Source organism: Vibrio splendidus, assembly GCF_003345295.1.
In the GTDB taxonomy this organism is placed as follows: domain Bacteria; phylum Pseudomonadota; class Gammaproteobacteria; order Enterobacterales; family Vibrionaceae; genus Vibrio; species Vibrio splendidus_K.
Genome location: NZ_CP031055.1, coordinates 3,110,519 through 3,137,432, shown reverse-complemented (window position 1 = coordinate 3,137,432; position 26,914 = coordinate 3,110,519). Strand labels below are relative to the sequence as shown.

Below are 26,914 nucleotides of genomic sequence, written 5' to 3'. Positions count from 1 at the left end.
TGAGTTTCCTATTTGGAATAATGCTAATGAGTATATGCCATTTTTGTTCATATCTTTAGTTGGTTATTATGCACCTAAATTAACTCATTCGGAGAATCTTGTGCCTTCTAACGCGCTTCCAACCCCTAGTAAACTGCAGGTTGCTTTATTGGCAATGCTGGTTCTATTTAGCCCTCTGGCTATAGATATTTATCTTCCAGCTCTGCCACAAATTTCAACAGCGTTTCACGTGGAACACGCATTAGCACAAGATACGATTACTTGGTTTTTATTCGCCATGGGTGTCGGGCAATTATTTGCAGGCCCTTTGGCTGATAAGTTAGGACGTCGAACCGTTGCATTGGGAGGTGTTAGTATCTATGCATTGAGTGCTTGCTTGGCGTGGGCAGCTCAATCGATTGATATGATGCTAATAGCTCGGCTGCTACAAGGCTTAGGAGCTTGTGCGACTTCTGTAGCAGCCTTTGCGACGGTTCGCGATCTATTTGGCCCTGAAAAAAGTGGCCGCATGATCAGTTACCTCAATGGTGCAATTTGCTTTATTCCTGCACTGGCACCGATTCTTGGTGCTTGGTTGACTCAACAGTTTGGCTGGCGCTCGAACTTCAGCTTTATGGCTGTGTTCGCTGTCGTGGTTGGCACCATTTTGTTTTTCCAAATGAAAGAGTCTAATCCAGCGACAGAGAAGGTCGCGGTGTTCAAATTAGAGCGTTACTGGTCGGTATTGAAAACACCATCGTTCATCTTCCACGCAACCTTATGCTTAATGGCGATGGCAGTAATTCTTGCTTACGTTACCTCTGCACCTGTTGTGTTGATGGAAAACCTAGGTTTGACGATGAACGAATTTACCTTCTGGTTTGGTATTAACGCGGTTATCAATATCACGGCTGCATTCACAGCGCCTAAGTTCATGGACCGTTTTGGTACTTACAAAGCATTGGTTGTTGGTATTTCAACGCTTGGCTTAGCGGGTGTGGTTATGCTGGTGCTTGCTGAGCATGCTAGCGCGATCGCATTTATGCTGCCGATTTTCCTATCTTCAGTTGGCTTCGCTTGGATTCTTGGTGCCGCAGCCGGTAAGGCACTTGAACCTTTTGGTGACCGTGCGGGTACCGCAGCTGCGTTGCTTGGCTTGTTCCAAATGAGCGGTTCTGGACTGCTTGTTGGTACGATGCAACGTCTTGATTTAACGTCTCAAGTGATGATTGCGCTGCAAATGTTCCTTATTGTTCCTGCATTGTTAGTGCTTGCGAGCAAAGCGGGTAAGTCATGGCACATGACGTTTGCTAAGGCATAAGTCTCAAGGGTGACAAAATATACAAATGGCGGTTTGCGAAACGTTAAAACATGGTATATTTGTCACTCATTGAAACGTTAGTCCCCAACGGAAAATACTGTAATGTCATTAACAACCTACGAAATGGCGCGCATCTTAGAACAAATGGAAGATGCACCTGAAAAGGTCATGTTTGGTAAATTGCTTAAAGAGCTAGGAAACCAAAGTGAAGAGCGTATTCGCAGTGCGGCAAAACAAGTTCCAATTGATACTTTGCGAGATATCATTTACCAATTTCAACGCGTGGTTGAATCTCGTAAAGGTGAACAAGTTCAGCTACTAGCAAAAGAGCTAGCCGAGCAAGGTATCTCTGCTGAAGAGCTACAAGCTTTTCTAAACAAGTAGTTTATTCCAGATAAAAAGAAACCACTCAATTGAGTGGTTTTTTGCGTTTTGGACCTATGTAAATTTAAAGACCATGGAAAAGAGGTTTAGCTTTTGAACTGCGCTTTTAAGATTCTATCCAATGAAAATGGTCCTGCTCCCCATACCACGACGATAAGAATCATTAATCCCCAAAGCTGATGATCATAGAAGCCTTGTGCCCACAATACAGGGTATGACACGACGGCCATGATATTGAAAACGAACAGCACTGCAGCCATTGGTCGGGTTAACAAGCCAAGCGCTAAGAATACCGGCAGAATCAATTCAGCTGCGGTACCCATGTAAGCGGCCAATTCCCAAGGCAAAAGAGGCACTTGGTATTCCAATTCAAACAAGTAAAGGGTGCTATCCCAAGTGGCTATCTTGGTGAGTCCTGAATTAAAGAAGACCCACGCCACCCATAGGCGACAAAACAGAAGTAGTACGGGAACAAAAAGTGCCTGTGATTTCTCAATCAAACTGTCGTATTGAGCCATCATGTTCGTGACTGTGTTGTTATCCATATTATGTCTCCAATTCGGCATTGATTGAAAAGCCTGAGATGACGTTAAGTGCCATGACAGTATTCAGATGTTGTAGTAGTAAAGGGTCTATCGCTGAGAGCGTTTGACCCGATTGCAATTCAGTTAATAGTTGGTGGCATTCTTCTGTCACACAATGGCTCTCAACCTGTGAATTCTCGGCGCGGATTAACACCCCAAATTCAGGTTGGTTGATGTCTAACCCATCGAGTTGTTGCTGGTAGATAGCTTGCTCAAGCACGATGATCGTATAGCTAGAATTAATGAGCGTTATTGAATCTTTGAGATGAAAGACTAAAGCGCCCTGTTGTTCTTGCGGTACATCAGCTAAACGAGAAAGAGGATGTTGGTCGACATGTGATTCTGAAACGCATCTCACCAAGCTATCTTTTTGCCATTCATACAAAGCCACTTCACCGAGATAAGGTGCAGCCTCGATAACAGCAGGAAAGGCTTGGATAGTTTGTTCAAAGTGTTCACCGTAACCACTGACATCACCAGAGGTTGATGGATAACTTAAGACATGTCGACGAGCCATCTGTTGGAAGCATTCTTCACCAACCAGCATTTCAGTGAGTGGATACATGGCAGCCAGTACTTCGCTCAAGCTAATCACAAAGTTATTACGGTAGATCTGTATGCGCTGTTCATCGGTAAAGTGGTCGCTCACTATGTCGCAGTGCTCACCATTGTTTTGATAGCGTAGGGCGTTAGCAAACTCCGATTGCACATTAGCTAAAGAGTGGCTCATGATGCGCGACTCCTTTGGTTGAACTTGTCGTGTTGATACAAAATATCACTGGCTTTGGCCGCTTCAGCCAATAAAATTTGTGGCTCTGGGATATCTAAATCCCACTCTATCAAGGTATGGCGCGAACCATGTTGTGCTATCCATTGCGTGTAAAGTTGCCACACTTCGTCACAGACAGGCTTGCTATGGGTGTCTATCCAGATCTCACCTTGTTCGAGTTTCTTTTTGGTAAAACCTGCCAAGTGAATCTCTTCCACTTTGTCTGCAGGAATTCCACTTAAGTATTCTTCACAGCTGAAGCCATGATTAAAAGATGAGACAAAAATATTATTGAAATCGAGTAATAGTCGACACCCGGTGCGCTTCTGTACCTCGGCTAAAAATTCCCACTCTGGGATGGTTGAATGTTTGAAGGCAAGGTAGCTCGATGGGTTTTCAATCAGCATAGGGCGTTGCAGGCCGTCTTGCACCTCGATGACATTGCGGCAGAAGACTTCTAACGCCTCTTCGGTATAAGGCAGCGGTAACAAGTCATTGAAGTAGTGACCGCCGGTCTGACTCCAGCTGAGATGATCAGAAACCAAGAAGGGCTCGATATCATCAATCAGGTCTTTTAACTGCATCAGATGATGTTGATTGATGCGCTCAACAGAACCTAATGACAACCCAACGCCGTGACAACTTATGTTGTGTGCGTGACGAATCTCTCTCAGTTGTTGACGTTGCGGTGATTTCGCTAAAAAGTAGTTCTCGCTGTGCACCTCTAACCAACTCACTAAAGCTGGGTTTTGGCTAAAGAAGTCCAAGTGCGGTGTTCTAAGGCCAACCCCTGCGTTGGGATGAAGAGTTTGAGTCACAACGATTCTCCTAATGGAAAGTGGAGGTGAGCTGAATGTCAGCTCACCATACTAAGCAGCTCAATTATGATGATTGAGTGTTACCACCTGATAATTTGCCACACAGTCCTTTAGGAACGACCACGAATGCATCGGATTGGTTGTCTTCTTTGGCTGTACCCGCACATGAACTTGTTTTGGTTGCACAATCATTTTGGCCAGCTTTTGCCACACCGTAGCATTTCTCTTTTGCTGCTGCTTCCGCAGGTGCTGATGTAAGAACTGCACCGCCGAACGCTAGTACACTTGTGATTGCAGCTGTAACAGCAAGATTAGAATTTTTCATAGTCATTCCCTCTAGGACTTAATAGTATTTTTATATCGCAGGTTAATAAGTTGTTAACTTGCTTACTAAAAAGGATAGGAAGAACTAGGAAATAATTTCACTGCATTATAAAAAATATCAATATTAATGATGTGTTAGCTATTAAGTTACTGATTATATGATGTTATTTTTTGATTGTTTTTTCTTCTTATTATCCTAAACGCAGCCTAGTGTTTAGGTTATAATCGACTTTTATGTATAAATACCCAGTAGTGAGCATATCCAATGATAGATCCTTCGCTTTTACTCGATGGCCTAAACGACAAACAACGTGAGGCGGTCGCAGCACCTTTAGAAAACCTACTTATTCTGGCAGGTGCTGGCAGTGGTAAAACGCGAGTGTTGGTGCATCGTATCGCTTGGTTACAAAGCGTAGAGCAAGCATCGCCGTTCTCTATCATGTCGGTTACCTTCACCAACAAAGCGGCAGCAGAGATGCGTGGTCGTATTGAAGAGTTGATGATGGGTAGCTCGTCGGGCATGTGGAATGGCACCTTCCACGGTATTTGTCACCGCATCCTTCGTGCTCACTACCTCGATGCAAAACTGCCAGAAGATTTCCAGATCATTGATTCAGATGATCAGATTCGTTTGCTACGTCGTTTAATCAAGGCGCAAAACCTTGATGAAAAGCAGTGGCCTGCTAAGCAAGCTTCTTGGTGGATCAATGGCAAGAAAGACGAGGGATTACGCCCAAATCACATCGACGCCTACCATGATCCAATAACTCAAACGTGGTTAAAAATTTACTCTGCTTACCAAGAAGCATGTGATCGTGCTGGCTTGGTCGACTTTGCGGAAATCTTGTTGAGATCGCATGAACTATTACGCGATAAGAAGCACATCCGAGAGCACTACCAAGCTCGCTTCAAGCACATTCTTGTCGACGAATTTCAAGATACCAACAACATCCAGTACGCTTGGCTGCGCATGATGGCTGGCCCGGATTGTCGCGTGATGATCGTAGGCGATGATGACCAATCTATCTATGGCTGGCGTGGTGCGAAGATCGAAAATATTCAGAAGTTCTTGGATGAATTCCCAGGCGCTTCGACGGTTCGACTTGAACAAAACTACCGTTCAACCAAAACCATTCTGCAGGCGTCGAATGAGCTTATCTCGAACAACACTGAGCGTATGGGTAAAGAGCTGTGGACTGATGGCAACGATGGCGAGCCAATCTCAGTTTACTCAGCTTATAACGAGTTAGATGAAGCGCGTTTCACGGTTAGCAAAATCAAAGAGTGGCAAGAGAAAGGCGGTGCGTTAGAAGATACCGCGATGCTTTATCGTAATAACGCCCAATCTCGTGTGCTTGAAGAAGCGCTTATCCAAGGTGGTCTGCCTTACCGAATCTACGGTGGCATGCGATTCTTCGAGCGTCAGGAAATCAGAGATGCTTTGAGCTACCTGCGTTTAATGAGTAACCGCAGCAATGATGCGGCATTCGAACGTGTCGTTAATACGCCGACTCGTGGTTTGGGTGATAAAACGTTAGAAACGATTCGTCTTGCGGCGCGTGACCGTGGTGCAACTATGTGGCAAGCCAGTATTGCTCTGATAGAAGAGCAAGTGCTTCCAGGCCGTGCTGCGGGTGCATTGAGCCGCTTTATCGAGCTTATCAATGCGCTTGAAGATGACACCATAGAACTGAGGCTTCATGAGCAAACCGACCACGTGATCAAATCGTCGGGCTTGTTTGCGATGTACGAGCAAGAGAAAGGCGAGAAGTCTAAGGCTCGTATTGAGAACTTGGAAGAATTGGTAACGGCAACGCGTCAGTTTGAAAAACCAGAAGAAGCAGATGAAATGAGCATGCTAACGGCATTCTTAACTCATGCGGCTTTGGAAGCGGGCGAAGGCCAAGCTGATGAGTTTGATGATGCGGTTCAGTTAATGACTCTGCACAGCGCCAAAGGCCTAGAGTTCCCAATGGTCTTCATGGTGGGTGTGGAAGAAGGTATGTTCCCAAGCCAGATGTCAGCAGAAGAAGCAGGGCGCTTAGAAGAAGAGCGTCGCCTGTGTTACGTAGGCATGACGCGTGCGATGGAGAAGCTTTACATCACTTACGCAGAGATGCGTCGCTTGTACGGGCAAGACAAGTACCACAAACCGTCACGCTTTATTCGTGAACTACCAGAAACCTGTCTGGATGAGGTTCGTATGAAAGCGCAAGTGAGTCGTCCTGCTAGCAGTGGCCGCTTTAGCCAAACCGCCGTGAAAGAGAACTTTAACGAAACAGGATTTAGTTTGGGTTCTCGCGTTAAGCACCCTAAGTTTGGTGAAGGCACTATCATCAACTTCGAGGGAAGTGGCCCGCAGAGCCGAGTTCAAGTCGCGTTTAACGGTGAAGGCATCAAGTGGTTAGTAACGGCTTATGCTCGTTTAGAACAGTTGTAATCTGCTACTTCAGCATGTAGAAAACAGTTCGATATCTGAAACTATTCAGCATTGAAAAGTAATCCGCATTAAAAACAGAAAGAGCAGCCAATGGCTGCTCTTTTTATTGCTCGATTCAGCCTAAATAGGCTGAATCGAGCTTAAGGCATTTCTGCCTAGGAAGGAGACTTACAGTGCTGCAAGTGCCGCTTCGTAGTTTGGTTCTTCAGTGATCTCTGCAACCAACTCGCTGTGTGTTACCACACCTTTTTCATCAACAACGACAACTGCGCGTGTTGTTAGGCCTGATAGTGGGCCTTCAGCAATCGCTACGCCGTAGTCTGATGCGAATGCAGGAGAACGGAAAGTTGAAGCGTGTTGAACGCCTTCAATGCCTTCTAGTTCGCAGAAGCGACCCGCAGCAAACGGTAGGTCAGCAGAAATACAAACAACAACCGTGTTCTCAAGTTCTGCTGCTTTTGCGTTGAACGTACGTACGCTCGTTGCACAAGTTGCTGTGTCGATGCTTGGGAAGATGTTTAGAACCACTTTCTTGCCTTCAAGAGAAGCAAGAGTCAGTTCAGAAAGGTCGCCTGCAGTCAGTGCAAAGCTTGGTGCTTGTTCGCCAGTTTGTGGGAATGTGCCTGTTAGTGGTACAGCAGCGCCTTTGAAGGTAACGTGTGACATGAATTTGTCCTTAGTTTAATTATGGTTATGAAACTAGTTGATCCTAGTAAGACTTACGTTACTCGGAAGTGGTTAAGAAGTGAATGCTTTAAATGTCAGAATTGTAATTAAAGGTCTTTGATTTATTTGTTTGAGAGAGGAATAAGTGAAACGACAGATAAAGAAAAACCCCGAGAGCTTGCGCTCATCGGGGTCTATAGTCTTACTCGCAGCAATCCGGCTACTAAGTGTGCTCCATGCATCAAATCCATGATAGTGTGCTGTTATCCTTCAGCGTATTCCTTTCGTCGCCTTCCTAGCGGTGTCCTTGATCTTATCCTGATCTGCCAACAATCCTCGTTAGCGCGCGTCACTTGTTCCTTGAGCGGTGTCCTTTACATCATCCTGATGTTCAGTCCTTTCCTCGTCCAGAGGTGTCCATTGTCTTTCCTTAGTAGCAACCATCCTAGTTACTATTGCGTCCATTCAATGTCCATTTCGCTATCCATGCCGATTATTCATCCTGAGTAATCGAATCTTCATCCTGAAGATAACCAAGTCCTTGGCGTTTCCTGTTCCGTGTCAGCATCCTTCCGACACCATTCATATTACCGATTCCTTATTTATCAGCAATGGTGCATAAGCGAATTTCTATATAATTATTTGAATGATAAATGTACGTATCGTTTTATTTCAATTGGTTACGATATCTAGGTGACTAATTTCGTCATCAAATATCGATATTTACTCACTACCTTGTGAGAGATCTCGCACAAGGCAGCGAGTAAAAAGGGAGGATTATTCCCTACTGACCAATGGCTGCACCTTCACGACGAGGGTCTGCAGCGCCTTCTAAACCATCTTTTGTGATGCGAATCGCGTGTAAACCAGAGTTAAGATCGCGAACGTTGACCTCAAATCCCATCTTTTCTAGCTCAGGTTTGAAGTTTTCCGCTGATGTTCCTTTTTCTAAATCTAAGGTACCGAAGCGGTTTAGGAAGTGTGGTTGATTGATGGCTTGCTGAATATCCATGTCCCATTGGGTATGAGCAATGATCGCTTGTGCCACATAACCTATGATACGGCTGCCTCCCGGAGAGCCAATTGCCATGTAAGGTTTATCGTCTTGCATGATGATGGTCGGTGCCATTGAAGAGCGCGGACGTTTACCCGGTTCAAGTCGGTTGGCGATAGGCTTACCATCGTTATGGGTCTTGAATGAGAAATCCGTCAGTTCGTTGTTGAGTAGGAAACCTCTAACCATCAAGCGTGAGCCAAAGGCATTCTCAATGGTGGTGGTCATCGAAACGACATTGCCATCGCTATCGACAATATTGAAGTGGCTGGTGGACGGCAATTCAATAGAAACATCTTGGTTTCTCTGCATCGCGTGATCCCACGGCGGTGTGCCTGAAGGTGCGCTTGCCAATGCCTTACCTGCGGTAATTAACTGAGCGCGTTCCTGCAAATAGTCAGCATTCACTAACCCTTGGGTAGGCATTGGCACATAATCTTGATCCGCCATGTACATACCACGGTCTGCAAAGGCTAGGCGAGAAGCATCTGCTAACACTTGCCAAGATTTCGCGTCGTTTGGTCCCCATGATTTGAGGTCAAACTGCTCGGTCATCGCTAAAATCTGCCCAACCGTTAATGCACCTGAACTTGGTGGACCCATTCCGCACACTTGGTAGCTCTCATAAGCGGAACAAACCGGCTCGCGCTGCTTGATCGAATAAGCGTCGAAGTCTTTCTGTGCTAATACGCCCGGGTTACCTTTCGCGGTTTGCACGGTATTGATAATGTCGGCAGAGATCTCACCTTGGTAAAAGGCCTTAGCACCGTTCTTAGAAATAGCGTTTAACGTTGCCGCGTACTCTGGGTTCTTAAGTTGCGTGCCAGCTGTTTTCGGGCTGCCATCGGCATTGAAGAAGTAGGCTTTGGTAGTGGTAAAGCGGCTTAGTCGCTCTTGGTCATTCTCAATCAAGGTGGCTAAACGTGGGCTGATAGTGAAACCTTCTTCAGCCAGCTGAGCAATAGGCTTAATCAGTGATGCCCATTCGAGCTTGCCGTACTTCTGGTGAGTGTCCCACAGTAATTGCACCGTGCCTGGCGTGCCAACAGAACGACCGCCAACCACGGCATCATAGAATTTAAGCGGTTGGCCGTTTTCGTCTTGGAATAGACGTGGTGTGGCATCAAGTGGTGCAGTTTCACGGCCATCGTAGGTTTTGAGTTGCTTGTCCTTGCCATCAAAATAAACAAGGAACGCGCCGCCACCAATACCTGAAGACTGAGGTTCCACTAAGCCAAGCATAAGCTGCACAGCAACCATGGCGTCTATCGCGTTACCACCACGAGCAAGTACATCAGCACCGGCTTGTGTGGCAAGAGGGTTGGCCGCGGTCACCATCCAATCGTTGGCTTTAATGAGCTGTTTGGTTTCTAAACCACTACTTTGTTCGGGTGCGACGGAATCGGCAGCTTGATTTGCCCAACTGACGTGAGAGGCAAAAAGTAGGGTAGAAGTGGCGAGGGTTGTTAGTTTTGTTTTCCACTGCATGATCTTCTCCTTTTAATATGCAGAGCTAGATTGGCAGTGGAAAGATGAGATAGCCAGAGTGTTGTTAACGAATTGTAATCTTGATTCGAATTTAAGCGATTAAACCGGACAGCGACTGCCAAAGAATACTCACGCCAATAAGGCTGAATACCACGCCACATAAGCCATCGATGTATACCGTTGCTTCGCTGAGTTTCTTTTGCAATGCCTTAGTCGAAAGCATCCACGCCAGTAGTGAGAACCAAAACAGAGACAGACCAAATAGGATGATAAGCGCAAAGCCTTTACCTGACAGAGACATGTCGGCAGGCACTAGGCTCGACATCAAGCTGATAAAGAACACCAAAGCCTTTGGGTTGAGAATATTGGTCGCAAACCCTTTCGAAAATGCCTGACGTTTATTGGTCAGAATCAGATCGTTGGAATTGACGATATCGGCATCATCATTGTGGTTCTGAATGATTTGCCAGGTTGCTTTAAGTGCACCGTAGCCTAAGTACAGCAAGTAGCTACCGCCGGCTAGTTGGATAATGGCAAATAATGTGGGTTGTTGGTGGACTAGGTAACTGATTCCCGTCAGGCTCAGCAATGAGTGCAGCAAGATCCCGCAAGATAAACCAAGCGCAATGTACAAGCCTGTCTGGCGTCCGTGACGCGTCGCATTTTGCACGACTAACGCAAAATCAGGGCCGGGGCTCATCAAAGCGATGAAGTGGATAGAGGCTAGGGTGATCAGTATGGTGACTTCGTTCATCGTCAGTTCTCAATAACGTTGCCGCTATTTTTAAATAAGTAATCGTATTGAGCGTAGCTTACCGTGATTTGAAATCGAGCAATTGTAAATTATCAACACTTAGTTGATTTGTGAGGGTGGTACGCCGAACGTGGTTTTGAAAGCCTTAGAGAAGTGTGCTTGATCATAAAAGCCTACTTGGTGAGCGACCTTGGTACCACATATCCCAGACTTAATCAGACGCATGCTCTGTTCCATACGTAAACGGCTCAGCCATGCATAAGGCGTAATGCCCATTCTGTTTTTAAAATGGCGTTGGAATTGAGTCGTGGTTAAACCACACAACTCAGACAATTGTTCTAATCGCACTGGTTGATCCAAGTTCGCCATCAAGTAGTCTTTTAGCGTATCAATCGATTGATTACCCAGTTTGATGTCACTCTTCGATCCAAATTTCGCATAACGATCGACAATCGTCGAGAACCCTTCGAAAGGTAAGCAATCTTGAGCGAGCTGGCTGATGTTTTGATGGATTAATAGGCCGTGTAAGTTGCGCAATTGTGAAAATGCAGCTTGATCGGAGAGGATCAACTCAGAAAAGCCTAATGTGTGACCATTTTGCTTGGGATCGGCAAGATCTTGAAACCATTGGGGAGACACGGCAAACACACTGACTTGATAACCCGAATCGAGTTTGGAGTGCCCATCATGCAGCTCATCGGGTGGCATGATAACAACTTGGCCAGCACCAACATTATGGCTCATCCCTTTATAGACGAATTTCTGCTGTCCTTGGGTAATTAAACCAATGTGAAAGTCCAAATGATAGTGGCGCTGAAAGGCAAACTCTTGGTATTGAGCTTGGATCAGGCTGATATCTTCTGTTGGGGTGGAGTAATAGTGGACTTTATCCATGGTACAAAAAAGCTTGGTCAAATAGTCATCAATTCAACCAAGCTTATCTTCGTATTAAGGGATTGTCTTGTAAAAAACGATCAGTGTTACTGCTTAGCGCGTTTGTTCTTTCTGTTGTTACGCAGACCGTCAAAGCTGAATATCACCAACGCTCCCCAAATAAAGGCGAAGGTAATCGCTTTGTCACTGGTAAACGCTTCGCCATAAATCAGCACCGCTAACAAGAACATTAAGCTTGGTCCAATGTACTGGAAGAAACCGAGGGTCGATAGCTTCAAGCGTGTTGCAGCGCCAGTAAAGCACAGCAGTGGAATGGTGGTAATAACACCAGCAGCAACCAGTAACAGATTGAGTTGCATCGGGTTCATTGAGAAGTCTGAGGTTGGGCTATCAGCAATAAACAGTAGGTACGTTGCTGCGAGAGGCAACATAACCAGAGTCTCAATGAACAAACCGGTTTGCGCTTCTAAGCTCACCTTTTTACGCAGTAAGCCATAAAAACCGAAGCTAAAGGCTAGGGCAATGGCGACGATCGGCACTGAACCGAAGGCAATTAATTGGATTAATACGCCAATAGCAGCAAGAGCCACTGCAAACCATTGCAGCTTACGTAAGCGTTCGCCGAGGAAGAGCATCCCGAGCAACACGTTAATCAGTGGGTTGATGTAATACCCCAAGCTGGCATCAAGCATGTGATTGGAATTCACCGCCCAAATAAAAATAAGCCAGTTAGCGCCCACCAAAATAGACGTCGCCACCAAATAGAGCATTTTTGGTTTCGAGGTCAAGGTGTCGCGGACTTTACGCCAGCTGCGGCCAATGTGCAGTAAGAAAGCGAGTAGGAAAAAGGACCATACTACACGGTGGCTAAGGATCTCTAACGGGGAAACGTCACTTAAAGATTTGAAATATATAGGGGCGATTCCCCACATGGTGTAGGCGCCGACGGCAAGCAAAACTCCCTGGCGCGTACGTTGTTGTTCTTCCTGTGTCATGCATCTTTCTCTAGCACTGAGTGCTTATTAATAAGATTTATAAGAGAGTTGGTCAGTATAGGAGCGATAACCCTTTTCACCTAACAATTTGCGGTTTAATTCGCCAGCGTTCCCCTCTACAATGTGCGACTTGCTTGCCGAAGATGCTTGCTGATTTCATACCTCGATTAGGAACCATAATGACCGCCACTCTGATTGCTGAGCAAATACCAACTCCCGCGAATGATGCGCAAACCATCTTGCAAGATGTGTTCGGCTATCAAAGCTTTCGCGATGGTCAGCAAGAGGTCATTGATTTGGCCGTTGAGGGCAAAGACAGCTTGGTGATTATGCCAACCGGTGGCGGTAAATCTCTGTGTTACCAAATCCCGGCTTTGGTTCGTGAAGGGCTGACTCTGGTTATCTCACCGCTGATTTCGTTGATGAAAGACCAGGTTGATCAGCTGAAAGCTAACGGTGTCGCGGCAGAGTGCATTAACTCGTCAATGCCGCGTGAGAATCTGATCTCGGTCTTTAATCGTATGAACTCAGGTCAGCTGAAAATGGTGTATGTCTCGCCAGAGCGCGTGTTGATGCGTGACTTTATCGAGCGTCTACAAGGCTTACCGCTTTCGATGATTGCGGTCGATGAAGCGCACTGTATCTCTCAGTGGGGACACGATTTCCGCCCTGAATATGCATCATTAGGTCAGCTTAAACAGTATTTCCCACATGTACCTTACATGGCGCTAACGGCAACTGCCGATGATGCGACGCGTAAAGATATTATCTCGCGTTTGCAGTTGGTGGATCCGCATACGCATTTAGGCAGCTTCGATCGCCCTAATATTCGCTATAACTTGGTTGAGAAGCACAAGCCCGTGTCTCAGGTGGTTCGCTACCTAGAAACACAGAAAGGCAATTGCGGCATCATCTATTGTGGTAGCCGTAAGAAAGTGGAAATGGTGACCGAGAAGCTGTGCAATAACGGTATTCGCGCCGCGGGTTACCATGCTGGCATGGACACCGATGAACGTGCTTACGTTCAAGAAGCTTTCCAACGTGATGATATTCAGATCGTTGTGGCGACCGTGGCATTTGGTATGGGTATCAATAAACCCAACGTTCGCTTTGTAGTGCACTTTGATATTCCACGCAACATTGAGTCTTACTATCAAGAGACTGGCCGTGCGGGTCGTGATGGCTTGCCTGCTGAAGCCATGATGCTGTTTGACCCTGCTGATATGGGTTGGCTGCGTCGTATGTTGGATGAGAAAGAAGAAGGCCCGCAAAAACAAGTTGAGATGCACAAGCTGAACGCGATGAGTGCCTTTGCTGAAGCACAAACCTGTCGCCGTCAGGTTCTGCTTAACTACTTTGGTGAATATCGTGAGAAGCAATGTGGCAACTGCGATATCTGTCTCGACCCACCTAAGCATTTTGATGCGACCCAAGAAGCGCAGAAGGCGTTGTCTTGTGTGTACCGTGTGAATCAGTCGTTTGGTATGGGCTATGTGGTTGAAGTGATGCGTGGCATGCAGAATATCCGTGTGCGCGATAATGGCCACGATAAGCTGTCTACCTACGGTATTGGCCGTGACCACAGTCATGATTACTGGATCAGTATCTTCCGTCAGTTAATTCACAAAGGCTTGTTGTTCCAGAACATCACTCGTAACTCGACGTTACAGTTAACCGAAGAAGCACGTCCGTTACTGCGTGGTGAGATGTCTTTGGAGTTGGCTGTACCTCGTTTAGATACCGCGGTGCGTAATGCGAAGTCCGATAAACTGAGCAGTAAGAACTACGATAAGAAGCTGTTTGCGAAACTGCGAAAGCTGCGTAAGTCGATTGCAGATGAAGATGGCTTACCACCTTATGTGGTATTCAGTGACGCGACGCTGATTGATATGGCTGAAATCCTACCCACATCTTATGGCGAGATGCTGGCAGTGAATGGTGTCGGTCAACGCAAACTCGATAAGTACGCTGATCCATTCTTAGATTTGATTCAAGAACACATCACTACACACGGCTAATTGCTAGTTTTCAGAAGTGTTTAGCTTATAAAAACGATTAGCTCATAGAAAAAGAATAAGGTTGATAGGGACATGACAACACCAACAGAATTTGGCTTAAGAGAGTATTTGGCTGAGGAAGGGCGTTTATTGATTACGTCTCCAAGTTTTGATTTTGATTCTTACGAAGTGTTAGGTGAAAAGCTGGTGGCGTTACTGTCAGCGTCTGTTGTTGAAAAACAATGGGACGCCGATATGCACTCTTGGTTGATTGATTTTGAAGATTGTCGAATGTTTTTAAAGTCTGAGCATTACAGCGAATCAATTTGGTTTGAGTCGTTAAACGCTGAAGAAAGCCGAGAAGAGTTCGATTATCTCGCGACGCTTTTCAAGCGCGGCTTCTAACTTTTAGCACGGCTTCTAACTTCAAGCATGGTTTCTAACGTCATTCATCAATAAAAGTGAGGATAAACGTTTGCGTTTGTTCTCACCATTGCAGCCAATATTGATTAATGTATAATCGCCCGCCGCTCAATAGAGCAAATTATAGAAACATTTTTAATTCACATTATTGGTAAGAGCTTTCTTGGATTATTCGAAGAAATGACTCGATTTGGGTTCCCTCACCCCCAAACCAAACTAAAAAGGTACAGCATGAGTAACTTTACCCCTGCGCAACAGCGCAAAGCCCTAGCACTATTAGTTTTGTTCCATTTGGTCATTATTGCGTCAAGCAACTATTTGGTTCAGCTACCTTTTACCGTCTTCGGTATGCACACCACTTGGGGTGCTTTCACTTTCCCGTTTATCTTCCTAGCGACCGATCTCACAGTACGCATTTTTGGCGCGCAGCTTGCTCGTAAAATCATTTTCTTAGTGATGTTGCCTGCACTGGCCGTTTCTTATTTATTGTCTGTGGTTTTCTTTGAAGGTTCATTCCAAGGCTTTAGCCAACTAGGCGAGTTCAACCTGTTTGTTGCACGCATCGCAGCGGCAAGCTTCATGGCTTATTTGCTCGGTCAGATCTTGGATGTGCATGTGTTCAACCGCTTACGCCAAATGAAGCAATGGTGGGTTGCGCCAACGTGTTCGACACTTTTTGGTAATGCCATTGATACCATCGCGTTCTTTGCGATTGCCTTCTACCAAAGCCCAGATCCATTCATGGCTGAGCACTGGACTGAGATTGCGTTGGTTGATTACGGATTCAAACTCATCATTAGCTTAGGTTTGTTCGTGCCTATGTACGGTGTGCTTCTTAATTACGTGGTTAAGAAGTTAACCGCAGTGAACCCTGATTTTAAAGCGACAGGTGTTAACGCTTAAGTTTGAGATTTGTAACGCAAAGCATTAATGCTGCGATAAGAAAAAGCCCAAGTTAGTCTACTAACTTGGGCTTTTTTAATTTCTAGCGTCAGATACTAATATCAGAGGCATTCAATATTCAATGGCCAGCCAATATCGGTTTGGCGGTTCGATTCGATCTCTAGCTCAGCAGCTGTCAGCGGATTGTCTGCTAGCCATTGCTTAGAAAGCGTCAAGGTCAGGTTGTTACCATCGGTTGCAAGCTTAAACTCAGGCTCTAGCGCTGGATTACGACGGTGAGTCAGCAAAATAGCTAAGCGTAGAATTCGTAAAATACGCTTGCTGCTGGTGCCTGAGATTGCATGTTGCTCAGGCAATGAGGTTAACTGTTCACGGTAGCGGCGAGTTAACTCACCCAAGTAGTGCTTTTGCGCTCGAGTAAAGCCTGGCAGGTCTAAGTTCTGCAGTAGGTAAGCGCTGTGCTCGCCGCCTTTTTTGAAATCGATGGTTAAACCAATCTCATGAAGCTTAGCTGCGGTTTGCAATAGCACGCCAGCTTGAGGCTCTGAAACCCACTCTTCGGCGCCCGCTTGCTCTAACAGAGTTTGTGCGACTACAGCAACTTGTTCACCGTAGCTTACGTCCATTTGATAGCGTGATTGCACGCTCTTGACGGTACGCGCTCGAATATCTTCTTGGCGAAGTTCATCCACCATCTCGTAGGCTAGGCCTTCACGGAGTGCACCGCCTGCGAGTGTCATTGAATCAATTTCAAGTAGCTCAAAAATAGCGATAAGAATAGAAAGGCCACTTGGGAACACGAGTGCACGCTCTAGGGTCAATCCTTCTATTTCTAGCTCTTCCAAGCGCTCGGTAATCATGGCTTGTTTCTGTAGACGCTTAAGCTTGGCATGAGTAATGACTTCATCCATGCCTTGCGCCAACATGATTTCTTGCAGTGCTTGAACGGTACCACTGGCACCAACACACACATCCCATCCAATATCCGTGTAGCTATCTAGAATAGGAGCCAACGTAGACTTAGCCGCTTCAATGGCATTGTTAAAGTTGGTTGCGGTTAATTGGCGATCTTTAAAGTGGCGCTCAAGCCAGGTAACACAGCCCATCTTCAGGCTAGTTAGTGCTTTCGCTGAGAAGCCTTCACCTATGATCATTTCGGTGCTTGCGCCACCAATATCAACCACTAGTCGGCGGCCGCTGCCACCAGAAGTGTGTGCTACGCCTTTATAGATAGTCGCAGCTTCTTCTTCACCAGAGATAACATTGATGTCGTAACCAAGGATCTGGTTCGCTTTCTCTAGAAATATATCCACATTGATAGCGGTACGTAGGGTCGCTGTACCCACAATGCGGATATTTTCTTTTGGAATATCTTGCAGTCGCTCTGCAAAGAGACTCAAACAGTCCCAACCGCGCTGCATAGCTTCTGTACTAAGCGCATTATTTTCATTTAAGCCTGCTGCTAAACGCACTTTACGCTTAATCTTAGCCATGGTTTGTACGCTGCCATCGATGTGACGCACAACGAGCATATGAAAACTGTTCGACCCGAGGTCGATTGCAGCATAAAGCGGGGGTGACACTGTTTGACTCATAAGCGACTAAGCTTCCTTGTTATGACGCGGTTGGCGTGGGCGACGGTTCTGGTTTGGTTTACGGTTACCGTTGCGTGGGCCATTGTTGTTTGAGCGGCGTTGTTGCGGGTTACGTGTACGTAAGCGCATCGGTGCTGGCAGATCTTCTAGTAGTGCAGAAGCATCGTAGTCAGACATTGGGATAGCATGCTCAATGTATTCTTCGATTGGTGGCAAGTTGATTGCGTAATCTTCACAAGCAAAGCTGATCGAGTGACCGCTTTCACCAGCACGACCTGTACGACCGATACGGTGAACGTAATCTTCGCAATCATCAGGTAGGTCGAAGTTGAATACGTGTGTTACTTGAGGAATGTGTAGGCCACGAGCTGCAACATCCGTTGCGACAAGAAGGTCAACATCACCTTTGGTGAACTGCTCAAGAATCTTTTCACGTTTCTTCTGAGGAACATCACCCGTTAGCAGGCCTACACGGTGACCATCGGCAGCCAAGTGGCCCCAAACTGATTCACATTTGTGCTTCGTGTTAGCGAAGATGATTGCGCGATCTGGCCATTCTTCTTCGATTAACGTTTGTAGAAGAGCCATCTTATGTTCGTTAGAAGGGTAGAACAGCTCTTCTTGAATGCGGTGACCTGTTTTACGCTCAGGCTCAACAACCACGTGCTCTGGGTTGTGCATGTGCTCGAACGCTAGCTCTTGTACGCGGTAAGACAGCGTCGCAGAGAACAGCATGTTCAGGCGATCTTTTGGCTCAGGCATACGGCGGAACAAGAAGCGAATGTCTTTAATAAAGCCCAGATCAAACATACGATCGGCTTCATCAAGCACAACAGCTTGAATGTGGTTAAGGTTAAATACCTTTTGCTTGTAGAAATCGATGATACGGCCAGTCGTACCAATTAAGATATCTGCGCCTTCTTCGATCTTACCTAGCTGCTTGTCGTAGCTTTCGCCACCGTAAGCGAGTGCTGCTTTGATACCCGTGCTTTCAACCAGAGAGTCAGCATCGTTGTAGATCTGAATCGCGAGTTCACGCGTTGGTGCCATAATAATTGCACGTGGCTGGTTAGGCTTACGCCCTTCATGCTCAGGTGTTTTTAGCAGGTGGTTAAAAGTAGCAGTTAGAAACGCAAGCGTTTTACCAGTACCCGTTTGGGCCTGGCCTGCAATGTCTTGGCCGGTGAGCAGTACCGGGAGCGCCAAGGCTTGGATAGGGGTACAATAATCGAACCCTTTTTTCTCCAATCCTTCAATGACTTGAGGAAGTAAATCCAAGTCGGCGAACTTTTGCTCTGTGATATGCGTCTTTTTCATTGCTATAGAATATCAGCTTAAGCTTGCAATACGAAAGTAAATACATTCCAATAGGGCATCTATTTACTGGTTATCATCCAACCAGTTCTAAAAAATACATTGGAGTGGAAGATGAGTGATAAGATTTTGCAGCTAACTGATGACGGTTTTGATAACGATGTAATCAATGCTGCAGGCCCTGTTCTTGTTGATTTTTGGGCAGAATGGTGTGGTCCATGTAAAATGATTGCGCCGATTCTTGATGAAATCGCAAACGAGTACGAAGGCAAGCTCACAATCGGTAAATTAAATATCGACCAAAATGCTGGAACTCCACCAAAATTTGGTATTCGTGGCATTCCAACGCTGCTTCTTTTCAAAGATGGCGGCGTAGCAGCAACTAAAGTTGGTGCATTGTCTAAAACTCAACTTAAAGAGTTCCTAGACGCTAACCTTTAATTAGGTGAGCCTTTGAAAAGAAACCGCGCAGTTAACAAATGCGCGGTTTTGTTTTTTCTAAGCTATGGACTACTCTTAGTTTTAGTGCTAATTTATCGCACGTTAATTGAACGAATTTCTCTTCTTGGTCGATCCTGTGACCAACTCCTTCTTAACTTAAGAAAACAGATCCTATTTTGACTAAACAAACTTCCACCACTATGAATCTTACTGAACTGAAGAACAGACCTGTGTCTGAACTTGTTAAACTTAGCGAAAGCCTAGGTCTTGAAAATCAAGCTCGCCTAAGAAAACAAGACATTATCTTCTCCATCCTTAAAGCGCATGCAAAAAGTGGTGAAGACATCTTTGGTGATGGTGTTCTAGAAATTCTTCAAGACGGTTTTGGTTTCCTGCGTAGCGGCGACAGTTCGTACCTTGCTGGGCCAGATGATATTTACGTATCACCAAGCCAGATTCGTCGTTTTAACCTTCGCACCGGTGACTCGATTGGCGGTAAAATCCGTCCACCTAAAGATGGCGAACGTTACTTTGCACTGCTTAAAGTAAACACGGTTAACTACGACAAGCCAGACAACGCTCGTAACAAAATCCTTTTTGAAAACCTGACTCCTCTTCACGCCAACGAACGTATGGTGATGGAAGCGGGTAATGGTGCGACTGAAGATATCACAGCTCGAATTCTTGACCTTGCTTCACCTATAGGTAAAGGCCAGCGTGGTCTGATTGTTGCTCCGCCTAAAGCAGGTAAAACAATGCTTCTGCAAAATATTGCACAAAGCATTGCACGCAACCATCCTGAGTGTGAACTAATGGTTCTACTTATCGATGAGCGTCCAGAAGAAGTAACAGAAATGCAGCGCCTAGTTAAAGGCGAAGTAATCGCATCGACTTTCGATGAGCCAGCATCTCGCCACGTGCAAGTTGCAGAAATGGTAATTGAGAAGGCGAAGCGTCTTGTTGAACACAAAAAAGACGTGGTTATCCTACTGGACTCAATCACTCGTCTAGCTCGTGCTTACAACACTGTTATTCCTTCATCAGGTAAAGTTCTTACTGGTGGTGTTGATGCGAATGCTCTACATCGTCCAAAGCGTTTCTTCGGTGCGGCACGTAACGTAGAAGAAGGCGGTAGCTTAACTATCATCGCAACAGCACTGGTTGATACTGGTTCTAAGATGGATGAAGTAATCTACGAAGAATTCAAAGGTACAGGTAACATGGAACTGCACCTTAACCGTAAGATTGCTGAAAAGCGCGTATTCCCAGCGATTGATTTCAACCGCTCTGGTACTCGTCGTGAAGAGCTTCTTACTAAGAGCGATGAACTACAGAAGATGTGGATCCTGCGTAAGATTGTTCACCCTATGGGCGAAACTGATGCAATGGAATTCCTTATCGATAAGTTAGCAATGACTAAAACGAACGATGAGTTCTTTGACGCAATGCGTCGTCAGTAGTCTTGATTAGCTGATAGTTATTAAAAAGCGCTGCCTTCGGGTGGCGCTTTTTATTTGCATTTTATAGCGACAGCTTGCAGAATGAGCAAAAGTGTTAAAAGGAAGTTAAAATGCAACATGGACTGTTGTCATCATTACTCCTGTCTACTTCACTGTTACTTTCCCCGGTCGGTATGAGCTATGCCACCGAGATGTCTCCAATTACAGTAGAGTCTTGGCTTGAGAATGATCAAGTAAAACTGAAAACTGCTGAATTACTCGAATTTGTCGTACGTGACGAAGTTAATTCGCTGCGCTTCGCGCTTGAGCGTCTGACATTTCCCCAACAAGAAGTGGCTCGTTACCAACTCTTGAAGAAGCTCGAACAGCAAAAAATTGTCCTCACCCCCAAGATGTCTATCTTCATTGAGCAGCAACTCGCTATCACGCCAACTTACCAAGTTTTAGAGCGTGGAGATGGTTATGAGTTTACGGTACCTGCCTTTAATTACCCTTCGATTGCCAACCGGCTCATCAAACAGTGGCGCCAAGACCAGAAGACGCTGGTGTTTGTGTTAGATGCAGAGAAACAAGAACTCGACCTAAAAGAGTGGTTATCTGGATCTGAGCATCAAGTTCAAACACGAGAAGCATTGTTAATCAGAGAGCTAGACAGTTTGTCTCCTGAAGCGGTTGATTATCTGACTAAGCAACTCACGGCCTCCTCGATTGTTAGCTGGCTACCTTCTACTGAGGTGGTGGTTCGATTAGCGCAAGTGAGCGAAGACCCAGAGGTCTACAAGATTCTATGGCGAATGAAGGCCGATTATCATAGCCAAGCTGAGCTAGTCCGCCTTGCTGAAACCAAACAAGCGTTCGCACTTGAACAAGTAATGGCTGCGACTAAGAACCCTCGTTTGAAAGATGAAGCGATTACTTTGCTTACCAAGGTTAACCCGCTATCAGAAGAGGTGAAGGAGTTTCTTGTCTCTAGGATGGCGATTGCCGATGAAGCGCCATTAGTCGCCCGTGAATTAGCCAAACAAGGTCATACGCGATGGTTGCAAGATCTTGTAAATGATAACCCTCAGGTGAAGAGCTCTTTGATCGAGCAAGCATTACCGTAAAGTGGATTTTGCCTCTCAATAACCACACTAAAAAGGGGGATCTCAGCGTCACCCTTTTTGATATACTGAGCGCAGAATAATCAGCATGTAGAAGTCCTATGAGTTTTAAAGATTTACGTGATTTTATCGACCATCTTGAAAGTATTGGTCAGTTGAAACGCATTTCTCACCCAGTCGATCCAGACTATGAAATGACCGAGATTAGCGACCGTACTCTACGTGCTGGTGGCCCGGCTCTTTTATTTGAAAATCCAATAGGCTATGACATGCCTGTTTTAACCAATCTATTTGGCACACCTAATCGTGTGGCTATTGGTATGGGTCGTCAGGAAGTGAAAGAACTGCGTGAAGTGGGTAAGTTGTTAGCTTACCTGAAGGAACCTGAGCCACCAAAAGGCTTTAAAGACGCTCTCGATAAACTGCCGGTGTTTAAGCAAGTCTTAAATATGCCAGCTAAACGTCTTCGTAAAGCGGCATGCCAACAAGTGATATGGCAGGGTGATGACGTCGACCTAGATAAAATCCCCGTGATGAGCTGTTGGGCCGACGATGTCGCGCCATTGCTAACATGGGGATTAACGGTTACTCGCGGTCCTAATAAGAAACGCCAAAACTTAGGCATCTATCGCCAGCAAAAGATCGGCAAGAATAAAGTCATTATGCGTTGGTTAGCCCACCGTGGTGGAGCGCTTGATCTGCGTGATTGGATGGAAACAAACCCAGGCAAACCATTCCCAGTCTCTGTAGCGTTTGGAGCAGATCCTGCCACCATTCTTGGTGCGGTTACGCCAGTGCCGGATACTTTATCGGAATACGCGTTTGCAGGCTTACTACGCGGTAGTAAAACTGAGGTTGTTAAATCAATCAGCAATGACTTGGACGTTCCTGCAAGTGCGGAAATCGTGATGGAAGGTTACATCGACCCGAATGAGTTCGCGGACGAAGGGCCTTACGGAGATCATACTGGTTACTACAACGAGAAAGAAAAGCACCATGTGTTCACTATTACTCATGTAACCATGCGCGAAAACCCTATCTATCACAGCACCTATACTGGCCGTCCACCTGATGAGCCTGCGGTATTGGGTGTTGCGTTAAATGAAGTGTTTGTTCCTATTCTTCAAAAGCAGTTCCCAGAGATTGAAGACTTCTATCTACCGCCTGAAGGTTGTTCATACCGAATGGCAGTAGTGACCATGAAGAAGCAATACCCAGGTCACGCCAAGCGAGTGATGATGGGTGTATGGTCTTTCTTACGCCAATTCATGTACACCAAGTTTGTATTGGTGTGCGATGAAGATGTGAATGCACGAGACTGGTCTCAAGTGACCGCTGCTATGTGTGAACATATGGATCCGTCACGCGATAGCCTGATGATAGAGAACACGCCGATCGATTCATTGGATTTTGCATCACCCGTGGTTGGGTTAGGCTCTAAGATGGGCTTAGACATCACTAAGAAGTGGGATGCCGAGTTAGCACTATCGCCAGATATCGAATCAGCACCTGTAAATAGTGAGCATATAGAGGGCAGCTTAGCTGAGTTAACCAAGACTCAACCTGAAATTATTGATATTCACCTGCAAAACGATAATGCCAACATGGTTGTGGTGTCTATTGATAAGCAAGCTGCAGGTAATGGTAAGAAAATCATGGAAGCGGTTTGGTCTCAATTTGATGAGAACAAGTTTGTTATCGTGTGTGACGGCGATGTCAACGTGAGTGATTGGAATGACATTATTTGGGCGGTGACCACAAGAATGGATCCGGCCAGAGATACGTTGTTCCTACAGAATGAAACAGGACACTCAAAAATGGGTCTAGATGCGACCAATAAGTGGGAAGGCGAATGCCTGCGTGAGTGGGGTGTTCCAATCACAAAAGATCCTGATGTCGTTAAAAAGATTGATAGCATCTGGGAACAGCTAGGAATTTCATGAGCTACCAAGTAGTCTTATACCCAGAAAGCATCAGTTTTACCGTAGAAAAAGGGCAAACGGTCTTGGATGCTGCGCTCAACAGCGATATCTATTTCCCAAACCGTTGCCAAGTCGGCGCATGCGCGATGTGTATGTGCAGAAAATTAGAAGGGCAAGTGAGTTACCATCTTGAACCCATGCTTACAGAGAAAGAGCAGCAACAAGGTTGGATTTTTGCTTGCCAAGCATTTGCAGAAAGTAATTTAGTTCTAACCTTTGCCGATTAAGGGTTAGTAAGAGGAAGAACATGACTATTAAATGTAAAGTGAAGTCTATCGAGCCTTTGGCTTGTAATACTTACCAAATCCTACTTCACCCAGAAACACCGGTCGCTTTTAAAGCGGGCCAATATCTGATGGTTGAAATGGGCGAGAAAGATAAGCGTCCATTTTCGATTGCAAGTAGCCCTTGTCGCCATGAAGGCGAGCTTGAGTTACACATTGGTGCAGCTGAGCACAATGCTTACGCTTCAGAAGTCGTTGAGGCAATGAAGAAAGCACAAGCTGAAGATGGCGATATAGCTATTGATGCTCCGCACGGTGATGCGTGGGTTAAAGAAGAAAGCGATCGTCCTCTGTTACTAATTGCTGGTGGTACTGGCTTTAGCTACGTGCGCTCTATTCTCGATCACTGCATCGCGCAGAACAGTAAAAAAGAGATTCATCTATACTGGGGTGCAAAAGATGAGTGTCAGCTGTATGCGAAAGAAGAGCTTGTCGACATTGCAGCAAAACACAGCAATGTACATTTTGTACCAGTAGTAGAAGAAGCACCTGAAGTTTGGCATGGCCAAACGGGTAATGTATTAGAAGCAATCACGCAAAGTTTCGAATCATTAGCTGATTTCGATATCTACATTGCGGGTCGTTTCGAAATGGCAGGCGCTGCAAGAGACATGTTTACTCAGAATAAAGAAGCAAAACGTGACCATATGTACGCAGATGCTTACGCATTTATCTAAGAATTCTTTTGGGTTTTGAGCGAAAAGAGAGCAGAAATGTTCTCTTTTTTCTGTTTAGGTGAACTATTAGGCAGTTAACCCCTATTTATTCATTTTTTATGAAAAAGTAGTTGCTAAGCTGAGTGGGTTCCCTATAATGCGACACCACTGAGACGGCAGACGCCACAAGGCTTCAGCAACAATCAGTTAGACGGAAAGCGACAAAAAATTAATTTTCAAAAAGTGTTTGACACTGAATGTTAATTCGCTAGAATGGCCGTCCACTTAGAGAGGCTCCTTACTTAAAAGGAACGCTCAACAAGTGAAGCTCTTTAACAATTTAAACCTATCAATCTGTGTGGGCACTCGTTGATGAATATCAAAACGTTTTATCGTTAGATAAAACAGATTCTTCGGAATCAAAATTGATTTCAATGAACTGAGTGACCAATACGTTTAACTACTTGTAGTTATTCGGCACAGTCAATTCATTACCATTCTGTTGGAATGGTAATAGCTTTAGAATTACATGTTTACTTCGGTAAATATTAGTTTTGAAGTCAGTATTCGTTGAGTCACAAAATCTTAAATTGAAGAGTTTGATCATGGCTCAGATTGAACGCTGGCGGCAGGCCTAACACATGCAAGTCGAGCGGAAACGACACTAACAACCCTTCGGGTGCGTTAATGGGCGTCGAGCGGCGGACGGGTGAGTAATGCCTAGGAAATTGCCTTGATGTGGGGGATAACCATTGGAAACGATGGCTAATACCGCATAATGCCTACGGGCCAAAGAGGGGGACCTTCGGGCCTCTCGCGTCAAGATATGCCTAGGTGGGATTAGCTAGTTGGTGAGGTAATGGCTCACCAAGGCGACGATCCCTAGCTGGTCTGAGAGGATGATCAGCCACACTGGAACTGAGACACGGTCCAGACTCCTACGGGAGGCAGCAGTGGGGAATATTGCACAATGGGCGAAAGCCTGATGCAGCCATGCCGCGTGTATGAAGAAGGCCTTCGGGTTGTAAAGTACTTTCAGTTGTGAGGAAGGGTGTGTAGTTAATAGCTGCGCATCTTGACGTTAGCAACAGAAGAAGCACCGGCTAACTCCGTGCCAGCAGCCGCGGTAATACGGAGGGTGCGAGCGTTAATCGGAATTACTGGGCGTAAAGCGCATGCAGGTGGTTCATTAAGTCAGATGTGAAAGCCCGGGGCTCAACCTCGGAACTGCATTTGAAACTGGTGAACTAGAGTGCTGTAGAGGGGGGTAGAATTTCAGGTGTAGCGGTGAAATGCGTAGAGATCTGAAGGAATACCAGTGGCGAAGGCGGCCCCCTGGACAGACACTGACACTCAGATGCGAAAGCGTGGGGAGCAAACAGGATTAGATACCCTGGTAGTCCACGCCGTAAACGATGTCTACTTGGAGGTTGTGGCCTTGAGCCGTGGCTTTCGGAGCTAACGCGTTAAGTAGACCGCCTGGGGAGTACGGTCGCAAGATTAAAACTCAAATGAATTGACGGGGGCCCGCACAAGCGGTGGAGCATGTGGTTTAATTCGATGCAACGCGAAGAACCTTACCTACTCTTGACATCCAGAGAAGCCAGTGGAGACACAGGTGTGCCTTCGGGAACTCTGAGACAGGTGCTGCATGGCTGTCGTCAGCTCGTGTTGTGAAATGTTGGGTTAAGTCCCGCAACGAGCGCAACCCTTATCCTTGTTTGCCAGCGAGTAATGTCGGGAACTCCAGGGAGACTGCCGGTGATAAACCGGAGGAAGGTGGGGACGACGTCAAGTCATCATGGCCCTTACGAGTAGGGCTACACACGTGCTACAATGGCGCATACAGAGGGCAGCAAGCTAGCGATAGTGAGCGAATCCCAAAAAGTGCGTCGTAGTCCGGATTGGAGTCTGCAACTCGACTCCATGAAGTCGGAATCGCTAGTAATCGTGAATCAGAATGTCACGGTGAATACGTTCCCGGGCCTTGTACACACCGCCCGTCACACCATGGGAGTGGGCTGCAAAAGAAGTGGGTAGTTTAACCTTTCGGGGAGGACGCTCACCACTTTGTGGTTCATGACTGGGGTGAAGTCGTAACAAGGTAGCCCTAGGGGAACCTGGGGCTGGATCACCTCCTTATACGAAGATACTTACGATGAGTGTCCACACAGATTGATGGTTTAGATTTAGTTAAAGCCAGAGCTTTAATTAATAACGTAAGTTATTGATTAAAGCTTTTTGCTTTATGCTCTTTAACAATTTGGAAAGCTGACTGATTGATTA

23 protein-coding genes and 1 rRNA gene are annotated in these 26,914 nt (G+C 45.9%); 13 read left to right on the top strand and 11 right to left on the bottom strand.

Annotated elements, in window-relative coordinates:
- Positions 1–100: 100 nt before the first annotated feature.
- Together DUN60_RS14060 and tsrA are read left to right on the top strand one after the other, a co-directional pair.
- Complete coding sequence (locus DUN60_RS14060) at positions 101–1,300, top strand: multidrug effflux MFS transporter (RefSeq protein WP_208638345.1); 1,200 nt, start codon at positions 101–103, stop codon at positions 1,298–1,300.
- A gap of 102 nt (positions 1,301–1,402) precedes the next feature.
- On the top strand, positions 1,403–1,684 hold the full coding sequence (gene tsrA, locus DUN60_RS14055) for an H-NS-like global regulator TsrA (protein ID WP_004736654.1): 282 nt from the start codon (positions 1,403–1,405) through the stop codon (positions 1,682–1,684).
- 86 nt (positions 1,685–1,770) lie between these two features.
- Here the strand turns inward: tsrA and DUN60_RS14050 are convergent, their stop codons facing one another.
- From DUN60_RS14050 to DUN60_RS14035, 4 genes are all read right to left on the bottom strand, one after another.
- Complete coding sequence (locus DUN60_RS14050) at positions 1,771–2,229, bottom strand: DoxX family protein (protein WP_017085662.1); 459 nt, start codon at positions 2,227–2,229, stop codon at positions 1,771–1,773.
- 1 nt (position 2,230) lies between these two features.
- Positions 2,231–2,998, bottom strand: a complete 768-nt coding sequence (locus tag DUN60_RS14045) for an HvfC/BufC N-terminal domain-containing protein (RefSeq protein WP_054548408.1) — start codon at positions 2,996–2,998, stop codon at positions 2,231–2,233.
- Positions 2,995–3,855 (bottom strand): MNIO family bufferin maturase, encoded by an 861-nt coding sequence (gene bufB / locus DUN60_RS14040; RefSeq protein WP_114634124.1) that lies wholly within the window; start codon positions 3,853–3,855, stop codon positions 2,995–2,997. The genes DUN60_RS14045 and bufB overlap by 4 nt, the downstream gene beginning before the upstream one ends.
- A gap of 64 nt (positions 3,856–3,919) precedes the next feature.
- Positions 3,920–4,180: a BufA1 family periplasmic bufferin-type metallophore gene (locus DUN60_RS14035; RefSeq protein WP_004736650.1), complete on the bottom strand. Its 261-nt coding sequence runs from the start codon at positions 4,178–4,180 to the stop codon at positions 3,920–3,922.
- Positions 4,181–4,444: 264 nt separating this feature from the next.
- Here DUN60_RS14035 and uvrD point away from each other — a divergent pair, with 264 nt between their 5' ends.
- Positions 4,445–6,619, top strand: a complete 2,175-nt coding sequence (uvrD, locus tag DUN60_RS14030; RefSeq protein WP_017077758.1) for a DNA helicase II — start codon at positions 4,445–4,447, stop codon at positions 6,617–6,619.
- 168 nt (positions 6,620–6,787) lie between these two features.
- Here the strand turns inward: uvrD and tpx are convergent, their stop codons facing one another.
- The 5 genes from tpx to rarD form a co-directional block, all read right to left on the bottom strand.
- Complete coding sequence (tpx, locus tag DUN60_RS14025; RefSeq protein ID WP_050635162.1) at positions 6,788–7,285, bottom strand: thiol peroxidase; 498 nt, start codon at positions 7,283–7,285, stop codon at positions 6,788–6,790.
- A gap of 784 nt (positions 7,286–8,069) precedes the next feature.
- Positions 8,070–9,827, bottom strand: coding sequence for a gamma-glutamyltransferase (gene ggt, locus DUN60_RS14015; protein WP_114634123.1), 1,758 nt, complete (start codon positions 9,825–9,827; stop codon positions 8,070–8,072).
- A gap of 91 nt (positions 9,828–9,918) precedes the next feature.
- Positions 9,919–10,581 carry a LysE family translocator gene (locus tag DUN60_RS14010; protein WP_114634122.1) on the bottom strand — a complete coding sequence of 221 codons (663 nt, stop codon included), beginning with the start codon at positions 10,579–10,581 and terminating at the stop codon, positions 9,919–9,921.
- 99 nt (positions 10,582–10,680) lie between these two features.
- Positions 10,681–11,475: a helix-turn-helix transcriptional regulator gene (locus DUN60_RS14005; protein ID WP_114634121.1), complete on the bottom strand. Its 795-nt coding sequence runs from the start codon at positions 11,473–11,475 to the stop codon at positions 10,681–10,683.
- 86 nt (positions 11,476–11,561) lie between these two features.
- Positions 11,562–12,470 (bottom strand): EamA family transporter RarD, encoded by a 909-nt coding sequence (rarD, locus tag DUN60_RS14000; protein ID WP_009848190.1) that lies wholly within the window; start codon positions 12,468–12,470, stop codon positions 11,562–11,564.
- Positions 12,471–12,649: 179 nt separating this feature from the next.
- On the opposite strand from rarD, the gene recQ reads away from it, so the two are divergent.
- The 3 genes from recQ to DUN60_RS13985 all read left to right on the top strand — a co-directional run bounded on the left by recQ (position 12,650) and on the right by DUN60_RS13985 (position 15,793).
- A complete protein-coding gene (gene recQ / locus DUN60_RS13995) occupies positions 12,650–14,488 on the top strand; it encodes an ATP-dependent DNA helicase RecQ (protein ID WP_065606632.1) in 1,839 nt (612 codons plus the stop codon).
- A 72-nt stretch (positions 14,489–14,560) separates the two neighbouring features.
- Entirely contained in the window at positions 14,561–14,872 is a 312-nt protein-coding gene (locus tag DUN60_RS13990; protein WP_009848192.1) for a DUF3630 family protein, read from the top strand.
- 249 nt (positions 14,873–15,121) lie between these two features.
- Positions 15,122–15,793: a 7-cyano-7-deazaguanine/7-aminomethyl-7-deazaguanine transporter gene (locus tag DUN60_RS13985; protein ID WP_004736638.1), complete on the top strand. Its 672-nt coding sequence runs from the start codon at positions 15,122–15,124 to the stop codon at positions 15,791–15,793.
- A gap of 101 nt (positions 15,794–15,894) precedes the next feature.
- On the opposite strand, the gene gppA is transcribed toward DUN60_RS13985, so the two are convergent.
- Both gppA and rhlB read right to left on the bottom strand, forming a co-directional pair.
- Entirely contained in the window at positions 15,895–17,388 is a 1,494-nt protein-coding gene (gene gppA / locus DUN60_RS13980; protein WP_017095448.1) for a guanosine-5'-triphosphate,3'-diphosphate diphosphatase, read from the bottom strand.
- 6 nt (positions 17,389–17,394) lie between these two features.
- The gene (gene rhlB, locus DUN60_RS13975; protein ID WP_004736636.1) at positions 17,395–18,705 is read right to left on the bottom strand and encodes an ATP-dependent RNA helicase RhlB; all 1,311 of its coding nucleotides are present in this window, start codon (positions 18,703–18,705) and stop codon (positions 17,395–17,397) included.
- 111 nt (positions 18,706–18,816) lie between these two features.
- Between rhlB and trxA the strand changes: the two genes are divergently transcribed.
- From trxA to DUN60_RS13940, 7 genes are all read left to right on the top strand, one after another.
- On the top strand, positions 18,817–19,143 hold the full coding sequence (trxA, locus tag DUN60_RS13970; RefSeq protein WP_004736635.1) for a thioredoxin TrxA: 327 nt from the start codon (positions 18,817–18,819) through the stop codon (positions 19,141–19,143).
- A 200-nt stretch (positions 19,144–19,343) separates the two neighbouring features.
- Positions 19,344–20,603: a transcription termination factor Rho gene (gene rho, locus DUN60_RS13965; RefSeq protein ID WP_029222011.1), complete on the top strand. Its 1,260-nt coding sequence runs from the start codon at positions 19,344–19,346 to the stop codon at positions 20,601–20,603.
- A 110-nt stretch (positions 20,604–20,713) separates the two neighbouring features.
- The gene (locus DUN60_RS13960) at positions 20,714–21,709 is read left to right on the top strand and encodes a hypothetical protein (RefSeq protein ID WP_004736631.1); all 996 of its coding nucleotides are present in this window, start codon (positions 20,714–20,716) and stop codon (positions 21,707–21,709) included.
- A 98-nt stretch (positions 21,710–21,807) separates the two neighbouring features.
- Complete coding sequence (ubiD, locus tag DUN60_RS13955) at positions 21,808–23,649, top strand: 4-hydroxy-3-polyprenylbenzoate decarboxylase (protein ID WP_114634120.1); 1,842 nt, start codon at positions 21,808–21,810, stop codon at positions 23,647–23,649.
- Positions 23,646–23,915 carry a 2Fe-2S iron-sulfur cluster-binding protein gene (locus DUN60_RS13950; protein ID WP_017093291.1) on the top strand — a complete coding sequence of 90 codons (270 nt, stop codon included), beginning with the start codon at positions 23,646–23,648 and terminating at the stop codon, positions 23,913–23,915. Before ubiD ends, DUN60_RS13950 begins: the two co-directional genes overlap by 4 nt.
- 20 nt (positions 23,916–23,935) lie before the next feature.
- Positions 23,936–24,649, top strand: a complete 714-nt coding sequence (gene fre, locus DUN60_RS13945) for an NAD(P)H-flavin reductase (protein ID WP_017095446.1) — start codon at positions 23,936–23,938, stop codon at positions 24,647–24,649.
- 566 nt (positions 24,650–25,215) lie between these two features.
- Positions 25,216–26,770, top strand: a 16S ribosomal RNA gene (locus tag DUN60_RS13940).
- Positions 26,771–26,914 lie beyond the last annotated feature (144 nt).